Raw genomic sequence first — 8769 nt, forward strand, 5'->3', positions numbered from 1 at the left:
CCTAGTTTGCTTTTTGATTTTCATTGAGTATCAGAACTATAAAATAGAACAACATCTAGAAAGGGAACCTATGTTACACAACGCATTTGCCTATGTTACAAGGAAGTTTTTCAAATCGATTGTTATCTTCCTGATTATTCTCCTCATGGCGAGCTTGAGTTTGGTCGGCTTGTCGATCAAGGGAGCTACTGCCAAGGCTTCTCAGGAGACCTTTAAAAATATCACCAATAGCTTCTCCATGCAAATCAATCGTCGCGTCAATCAAGGAACGCCTCGTGGTGCTGGGAATATTAAAGGTGAAGATATCAAAAAAATAACCGAAAATAAGGCCATTGAGTCTTATGTGAAACGCATCAACGCTATCGGAGATTTGACTGGATATGAACTTATCGAAACTCCAGAAACCAAGAAAAATCTGACACCTGACCGTGCTAAACATTTTGGAAGTAGCTTGATGATTACAGGTGTCAATGACTCCTCTAAAGAAGACAAGTTTGTCTCGGGCTCTTATAAATTGGTTGAAGGAGAGCACTTAACAAACGACGACAAGGACAAGATCCTCCTGCACAAGGACTTGGCAGCCAAACACGGCTGGAAAGTCGGGGATAAGGTTAAACTAGACTCTAATATCTACGATGCAGACAATGAAAAGGTGCCAAGGAAACAGTCGAAGTGACAATCAAGGGACTCTTTGATGGTCATAATAAGTCAGCAGTAACCTACTCACAAGAACTCTATGAAAATACAGCCATCACAGACATCCATACAGCTGCTAAACTATATGGTTATACAGAAGACACAGCTATTTATGGGGACGCAACCTTCTTTGTAACAGCGGACAAGAACTTGGATGATGTTATGAAAGAGTTGAATGGCATCAGCGGTATCAACTGGAAGAGCTATACACTTGTTAAGAGCTCATCTAACTACCCAGCTCTTGAGCAATCTATCTCTGGTATGTACAAGATGGCCAACCTCCTCTTCTGGGGTAGCTTGAGCTTCTCAGTCCTTCTCCTTGCCCTCTTGCTCAGCCTTTGGATCAATGCCCGTCGCAAGGAAGTTGGAATTCTCCTCTCTATCGGTCTCAAGCAGGCAAGTATCTTGGGACAATTCATCACTGAATCTATCTTGATTGCCATTCCTGCTCTAGTTTCTGCTTACTTCTTAGCTACTTACACAGCGCGTGCAATCGGAAATACTGTTCTTGCCAATGTCACTTCAGGTGTTGCCAAGCAAGCCAGCAAGGCTGCTCAAGCCTCTAACCTTGGTGGTGGTGCAGAAGTAGATGGCTTTAGTAAAACCTTGTCGAGCCTAGACATTTCCATTCAGACATCAGACTTTATCATCGTCTTTGTCCTTGCCTTGGTTCTAGTGGTTCTCGTTATGGCGCTTGCTTCAAGCAATCTCCTTAGAAAACAACCAAAAGAGCTTCTGCTGGATAGCGAATAACAAACTTGCTACCTAATCTCCTCTAAATGGGGTATAATATAGGTAGCATTTTTATCTATTTTATCTTGATAAGGCCTCTTTCTTTCAGGATGAACTTGAGATGATTTACAAGAAATTTAAAGGAATGTGAAACGTTTTTTCTATGAAAATTTTAATTGTAGAAGATGAAGAGATGATCCGTGAGGGGATCAGTGATTATTTGACGGATTGTGGTTATGAAACCATTGAGGCAGCAGATGGGCAAGAAGCCTTAGAAAAATTTTCCAGCTATGAAGTAGCCTTGGTTTTACTGGATATTCAGATGCCCAAGCTCAATGGCCTAGAAGTCCTAGCTGAGATTCGTAAAACCAGCCAGGTCCCTGTCTTGATGTTGACAGCCTTTCAGGATGAGGAATACAAGATGAGTGCTTTTGCTTCGCTAGCAGATGGCTATCTGGAAAAACCTTTCTCCCTTTCCCTCTTAAAAGTGAGGGTGGACGCGATTTTCAAGCGTTACTACGATACGGGACGAATCTTCTCCTATAAGGATACCAAGGTGGACTTTGAGAGCTACAGTGCCAGCCTAGCAGGTCAAGAAGTGGCTGTTAATGCTAAAGAGTTGGAAATTTTGGACTATCTGGTGAAAAATGAAGGAAGGGCATTGACTCGATCTCAGATAATCGATGCCGTATGGAAAGCGACAGATGAGGTTCCCTTTGACCGTGTCATTGATGTCTATATCAAGGAATTACGGAAAAAGCTAGACTTGGATTGTATCCTCACTGTGCGCAATGTTGGTTATAAATTGGAGCGAAAATGAAACGAACAGGTCTATTTACTAAAATATTTATCTATACCTTCTCGATTTTTAGTGTTCTGGTTATTTGTCTTCATTTAGCCATTTATTTTCTCTTTCCATCAACTTATCTAAGTCATCGTCAGGAAACCATTGGCCAGAAAGCGACAGCCATTGCCCAGTCCCTTGACGGAAAGGATAGGCAGAGTATCGAGCAAGTGTTAGACTTGTATTCCCAGACCAGTGATATCAAAGGTTCCGTTAAGGGTGAGATGACTGAGGACAAGTTAGAGGTTAAGGATAATTTTCCATTAGATACAGCTCGCCAGACAACTTCACTCTTCATTGAGGAACGCGAGGTAAAAACGCAAGATGGTAGCACTATGACTCTTCAGTTTCTAGCTTCCATGGATTTGCAAAAGGAAGCAGAGCAGATCAGTCTCCAGTTTCTTCCCTATACTTTGTTGGCATCCTTTCTAATTTCCCTCTTGGTGGCCTACATCTATGCTCGGACCATTGTTGCCCCGATTTTGGAAATCAAGCGGGTGACCCGTCGGATGATGGACCTGGATGCTGAAGTACGGTTGCGTGTGGATTCTAAGGATGAGATTGGTGATCTCAAGGAACAAATCAATAGCCTTTACCAGCATCTTTTGACTGTCATTGCGGACTTGCATGACAAGAATGAAGCTATTCTCCAGCTGGAGAAGATGAAGGTTGAGTTCCTACGAGGGGCTTCTCATGAATTGAAAACACCTCTGGCTAGCTTGAAAATTCTGATTGAAAATATGAAAGAAAATGTCGGTCGTTATAAGGATAGAGACCACTATCTGGGAGTTGCCTTGGGAATTGTAGACGACCTCAGTCACCACGTTCTCCAGATACTTTCTCTCTCTTCTGTGCAGGAAATTCGAGAGGAGAAAGAAGAGGTTGACCTCCTTCAGATGACGCAAAGTCTGGTTAAGGATTATGCTTTGCTCGCCAAGGAGAGAGAACTTCAGGTAGACATTAGCCTAACCCATCAGCAGGCTTACATAAACCCATCTGTCATGAAACTAATCCTATCGAATCTCATCAGCAATGCTATCAAGCACTCCACTACAGGCGGCTTGGTCCGCATTGGCGAGAGGGAAGGGGAGCTCTTTATCGAGAATAGCTGTAGTCCTGAAGAACAAGAACAATTGGCCCAGTCTTTTTCTGGAAATGCTAGTCGCAAGGCCAAAGGTTCGGGGATGGGACTCTTTGTGGTCAAAAGTTTATTAGAACATGAGAAATTGCCTTATCGTTTTGAGATGAAGGAGAATCGTTTGACCTTCTTCATAGCTTTTCCAAAAGTCGCCCAAGACTAGGGAGAGAAAGGGTTTACATAGATGAAGCTAGAAGAAATTCAATCGAAACTGCGGGAAAAACTAGCTTTTTTTATCAAAAAGTGATAAAATGAACAATGTAAATGGGATGTCCCAAAAAATATATAGGAGGCCTGACAAATGGCAATCGTTTCAGCAGAAAAATTTGTCCAAGCAGCTCGTGACAACGGTTATGCAGTTGGTGGATTTAACACAAACAACCTTGAGTGGACTCAAGCTATCTTGCGTGCAGCAGAAGCTAAAAAAGCTCCAGTTTTGATCCAAACTTCAATGGGTGCTGCTAAATACATGGGTGGTTACAAAGTTGCTCGCAACTTGATCGCTAACCTTGTTGAGTCAATGGGTATCACTGTACCAGTAGCTATCCACCTTGACCACGGTCACTACGAAGATGCACTTGAGTGTATTCAAGTTGGTTATACTTCAGTTATGTTTGACGGTTCACACCTTCCAGTTGAAGAAAACCTTGAAAAAGCTCGTAAAGTTGTAGAATTTGCTCACGCAAATGGTGTATCAGTAGAAGCTGAAGTTGGAACTATCGGTGGTGAAGAAGACGGAATCATCGGTGATGGTGAATTGGCTCCAATCGAAGATGCTAAAGCAATGGTTGCAACTGGTATCGACTTCTTGGCAGCTGGTATCGGTAACATCCACGGTCCATACCCTGCAAACTGGAAAGGTCTTCACCTTGACCACTTGCAAAAATTGACTGAAGCTGTACCAGGCTTCCCAATCGTATTGCACGGTGGTTCAGGTATTCCTGATGACCAAATCCAAGCAGCTATCAAACTTGGTGTGGCGAAAGTTAACGTTAACACTGAATGCCAAATCGCATTCGCTAACGCAACTCGTAAATTTGCTCGTGACTACGAAGCAAACGAAGCAGAATACGACAAGAAGAAACTCTTCGACCCACGTAAATTCTTGGCTGACGGTGTAAAAGCTATCCAAGCATCAGTTGAAGAACGTATCGACGTATTCGGTTCAGAAGGTAAAGCATAATCTAGCTGAACAATACAGATGAAACCTGCCCATTGGGTGGGTTTTTTGTGTCTGGATATATAGCGAATATACTGTAGAAGAACCAATCTTAAGTTGCTAAAAGGTTCTATTTTTTGTACAATAATGCTATGAAAATACTGAAAAAATGGTTTCTTGGCATTCTTAGTTTCATTCTTTTGTTTTTACTCGCTACATTCATCTTTCACCGTATCAGTTTGGAAAAGGAAGAAGCCTCACTATCACCTATGGGACAACAAGTTCTTGTCAATGGACATCAAATAAATATTTACGTTGAAGGGGATGGACCTGAGACTATAGTAGTTCTCTCAGGTGCTGGTATTGCTTCTCCCATATTGGACTTTAAAAATGTATCGGAATCCTTATCGAAACGGTATAAGGTAGTCATCGTGGAGCGAGCGGGATATGGTTATAGTGATGATAGCAATCATTCAAGAGATGTGATGGAGGTTTTGTCTGAGACTCGCCAAGCTCTTTCGCAAGCAAATATCACAGGGCCGTTTATCATTCTGTCTCATTCCATGGCTAGTCTAGAGAGTTTGGCTTGGCAGGAGAAGTATCCTGATGAAGTGAAAGCCTTGATTGGTCTGGATTGGGCACTGCCATCAAGTTATGAGTATTTAAAGGATAATCAGGCCTTGCTTACGTTGGCCTATTGGAGCAGCAAGATTGGTTTTTTACGTTATTTCCCTGAGTCCTTATATATAAAAAATCCAACTCTGACTGAAACTGAACGACAACAATATAAATTACTAGCATATAAGCAGTTGATGTCACAAGCCATGCTTCATGAATCTCAAACGGTAAAGGAAAACGCCAAGAAAGTTACTTCTAGCATCAATCCGAAAATTCCCACCTTATTACTGGTGTCTAACGGTGAAGGTACTAGTTTTAGCCAATCAGAATGGCAACGTTATGCAGAGAGATTTATAAGCGACCAGTCTAATGTTCAAGTCGTCTATATGGATGCGCCTCACGACCTCTATCATTATCAAAGTCATGAAATAGTTTCTCAGATTGAAGATTTTTTAAAGAGTAATTGATGGTTTAGAGATCATTTTAATTTTAGACTGATGACAATAATTAAATGCTGAAGGATTAACAGTAGAATCGTGAATTTTTTCGATTAAAAAAAATTCTTTTTCTTACCAAAAACCCTGCCCAATGGGCAGGGTTTTTTAGTGTTCTAGGAAATCATCAAATCAGAATTTTTGTTTCAAAGTATTATTTTAAGAGAGAAATCTCTAATTTCATAATCCATAGGCAAACGCTTGCATTCTAGTTTTTATTGGACTATAATAGGTTGGTATAAAGCCTTCTGTAATAATAAAATGTAGAAGTTGTAGAAAGTAAGGATTTAGATATTTGTAGTTAAAAATACAATGTTGCTATTCCTTGCTATAGGGAGAGATTTATGGCAATGATAGAAGTGGAACATCTTCAGAAAAATTTTGTGAAGACAGTCAAGGAACCTGGTTTGAAGGGAGCTTTGCGCTCCTTTATTCATCCTGAAAAACAGACCTTTGAAGCGGTCAAGAATTTAACCTTTGAGGTTCCAAAAGGCCAAATTCTAGGCTTTATCGGGGCAAATGGTGCTGGGAAGTCGACAACCATTAAAATGCTGACTGGGATTTTGAAACCGACATCTGGTTTTTGTCGGATTAACGGCAAGATTCCTCAGGATAATCGTCAAGATTATGTCAAAGATATTGGCGTAGTTTTTGGACAACGCACCCAGCTATGGTGGGATTTGGCACTGCAAGAGACCTACACGGTCTTGAAAGAGATTTACGATGTGCCAGATTCGCTCTTTCATAAGCGTATGGACTTTTTGAATGAAGTCTTGGATTTGAAGGACTTTATCAAGGATCCCGTTAGAACTCTTTCGCTGGGACAACGGATGCGGGCGGATATTGCAGCTTCCTTGCTTCACAATCCTAAAGTTCTCTTTTTAGATGAGCCGACCATTGGCTTGGACGTTTCGGTTAAGGATAACATTCGTCGGGCCATTACTCAGATCAATCAGGAGGAAGAGACTACCATTCTCTTGACAACTCACGATCTGAGCGACATTGAGCAACTCTGTGATCGGATTTTCATGATAGACAAGGGGCAGGAGATTTTTGATGGAACGGTTAGCCAGCTCAAGGAAACCTTTGGAAAGATGAAGACTCTTTCTTTTGAACTGCTACCAGGTCAAAGTCATCTCGTCTCTCACTATGAAGGCCTGCCTGATATGATTATTGATAGACAGGGAAATAGCCTCAACATTGAATTCGATAGTTCTCGCTACCAATCAGCTGATATTATCAAGCAAACCCTGTCTGATTTTGAAATCCGCGATTTGAAGATGGTGGATACGGATATTGAGGATATAATCCGTCGCTTCTACCGAAAGGAGCTCTAAGATGGTCAAATTGTGGAGACGTTATAAACCCTTTATAAATGCAGGTGTTCAGGAATTGATTACCTATCGAGTCAACTTTATTCTCTATCGGATCGGTGATGTCATGGGTGCTTTTGTGGCTTTTTATCTCTGGAAGGCTGTCTTTGATTCCTCACAAGAGTCTTTGATTCAGGGCTTCAGTATGGCAGATATTACTCTCTATATCATCATGAGTTTTGTGACAAATCTTCTGACTAGGTCAGATTCGTCCTTTATGATTGGGGAGGAAGTCAAGGAGGGTTCCATCATCATGCGCTTGCTGAGACCAGTGCATTTTGCAGCCTCTTATCTCTTTACGGAACTTGGTTCCAAGTGGTTGATTTTTATCTCTGTTGGACTGCCATTTTTAAGTGTCATTTTTTTGATGAAAATCTTATCTGGGCAAGGGATTGTAGAAGTGCTGGGATTAACTGTCCTTTATCTTTTTAGCTTAACGCTGGCCTATCTGATTAACTTTTTCTTTAATATCTGTTTTGGTTTTTCTGCCTTTGTATTTAAAAATCTTTGGGGTTCCAATCTACTCAAGACTTCCATAGTGGCCTTTATGTCTGGAAGTTTGATTCCCTTGGCTTTCTTTCCAAAGGTTGTTTCAGATATTCTGTCCTTCCTGCCTTTTTCATCCTTGATTTACACTCCGGTCATGATTATCGTTGGGAAATACGATGCCAATCAGATTCTTCAGGCGCTCGCTTTGCAGTTTTTCTGGCTCTTAGTGATGGTGGGCTTGTCTCAGTTGATTTGGAAACGAGTCCAGTCATTCATTACCATTCAGGGAGGTTAGTATGAAAAAATATCAACGCATGCATCTGATTTTTATCAGACAATACATCAAGCAAATCATGGAATACAAGGTGGATTTTGTAGTTGGTGTTCTGGGAGTTTTTCTGACCCAAGGCTTGAACCTCTTGTTTCTCAATGTCATCTTTCAACACATCCCATCCCTAGAAGGTTGGACTTTTCAAGAAATTGCTTTTATCTATGGATTTTCCTTGGTTCCCAAGGGACTGGACCATCTCTTTTTTGACAATCTCTGGGCACTGGGACAACGCTTGGTGCGAAAAGGGGAGTTTGACAAGTATTTGACACGTCCTATCAATCCTCTCTTTCATATTCTAGTTGAGACTTTTCAGATTGATGCCTTGGGAGAACTCTTGGTTGGTGGGATCCTACTAGCGACAACGGTATCTAGCATTGCTTGGACTCTTCCAAAATTCCTACTTTTCCTAGTCTGCATTCCTTTTGCGACCTTGATTTATACTTCCTTGAAGATAGCGACAGCCAGCATCGCTTTTTGGACCAAGCAGTCAGGAGCAATGATTTACATTTTTTATATGTTTAATGATTTTGCCAAGTATCCCATTTCCATTTACAATTCAGTCCTTCGATGGTTGATTAGCTTTATCGTGCCATTTGCCTTTACGGCCTACTATCCTGCCAGCTATTTCTTGCAGGACAAGGATGTAATCTTTAACATCGGAGGTTTGATGTTGATTTCTCTGGTTTTCTTTGTCATTTCCCTTAAACTTTGGGATAGGGGCTTGGATGCCTACGAAAGTGCAGGTTCGTAAATAATAGAATACCAAAGCCTTGTCTCAGGACAGGCTTTTTCTAATAGAGATGAAAAATTCTTGACACCTATTCTTAGAGTGCTATACTTTAAGTGTAATAGCCGATTTAGCTCATACTCTTCGAAAATCAAATTCAAACCACGT

The 8769-nt window shown here is 41.2% G+C and carries 7 protein-coding genes and 1 pseudogene; all 8 read left to right on the forward strand.

The window, feature by feature from the left end; genetic code table 11:
- Positions 1–70: 70 nt before the first annotated feature.
- The 8 genes and pseudogenes from vex3 to HMPREF2764_RS02580 all read left to right on the forward strand — a co-directional run bounded on the left by vex3 (position 71) and on the right by HMPREF2764_RS02580 (position 8625).
- Positions 71–1449, forward strand: a pseudogene (gene vex3 / locus HMPREF2764_RS02545) (ABC transporter permease subunit Vex3).
- Positions 1450–1591: 142 nt separating this feature from the next.
- The gene (gene vncR / locus HMPREF2764_RS02550; RefSeq protein WP_000697940.1) at positions 1592–2248 is read left to right on the forward strand and encodes a response regulator transcription factor VncR; all 657 of its coding nucleotides are present in this window, start codon (positions 1592–1594) and stop codon (positions 2246–2248) included.
- Positions 2245–3573 (forward strand): sensor histidine kinase VncS, encoded by a 1329-nt coding sequence (gene vncS, locus HMPREF2764_RS02555; protein ID WP_070526971.1) that lies wholly within the window; start codon positions 2245–2247, stop codon positions 3571–3573. The genes vncR and vncS overlap by 4 nt, the downstream gene beginning before the upstream one ends.
- A gap of 138 nt (positions 3574–3711) precedes the next feature.
- Complete coding sequence (locus HMPREF2764_RS02560) at positions 3712–4593, forward strand: class II fructose-bisphosphate aldolase (RefSeq protein ID WP_001019005.1); 882 nt, start codon at positions 3712–3714, stop codon at positions 4591–4593.
- 128 nt (positions 4594–4721) lie between these two features.
- The gene (locus HMPREF2764_RS02565) at positions 4722–5654 is read left to right on the forward strand and encodes an alpha/beta fold hydrolase (RefSeq protein ID WP_070526974.1); all 933 of its coding nucleotides are present in this window, start codon (positions 4722–4724) and stop codon (positions 5652–5654) included.
- A gap of 371 nt (positions 5655–6025) precedes the next feature.
- The gene (locus HMPREF2764_RS02570) at positions 6026–7018 is read left to right on the forward strand and encodes an ABC transporter ATP-binding protein (protein ID WP_070526977.1); all 993 of its coding nucleotides are present in this window, start codon (positions 6026–6028) and stop codon (positions 7016–7018) included.
- Between the two features lies 1 nt (position 7019).
- Positions 7020–7838, forward strand: coding sequence for an ABC transporter permease (locus tag HMPREF2764_RS02575; protein WP_070526980.1), 819 nt, complete (start codon positions 7020–7022; stop codon positions 7836–7838).
- Between the two features lies 1 nt (position 7839).
- A complete protein-coding gene (locus HMPREF2764_RS02580) occupies positions 7840–8625 on the forward strand; it encodes an ABC transporter permease (protein WP_000760744.1) in 786 nt (261 codons plus the stop codon).
- Positions 8626–8769: the final 144 nt, after the last annotated feature.

This window comes from Streptococcus sp. HMSC073F11 (assembly GCF_001810785.1).
Lineage (GTDB): Bacteria > Bacillota > Bacilli > Lactobacillales > Streptococcaceae > Streptococcus.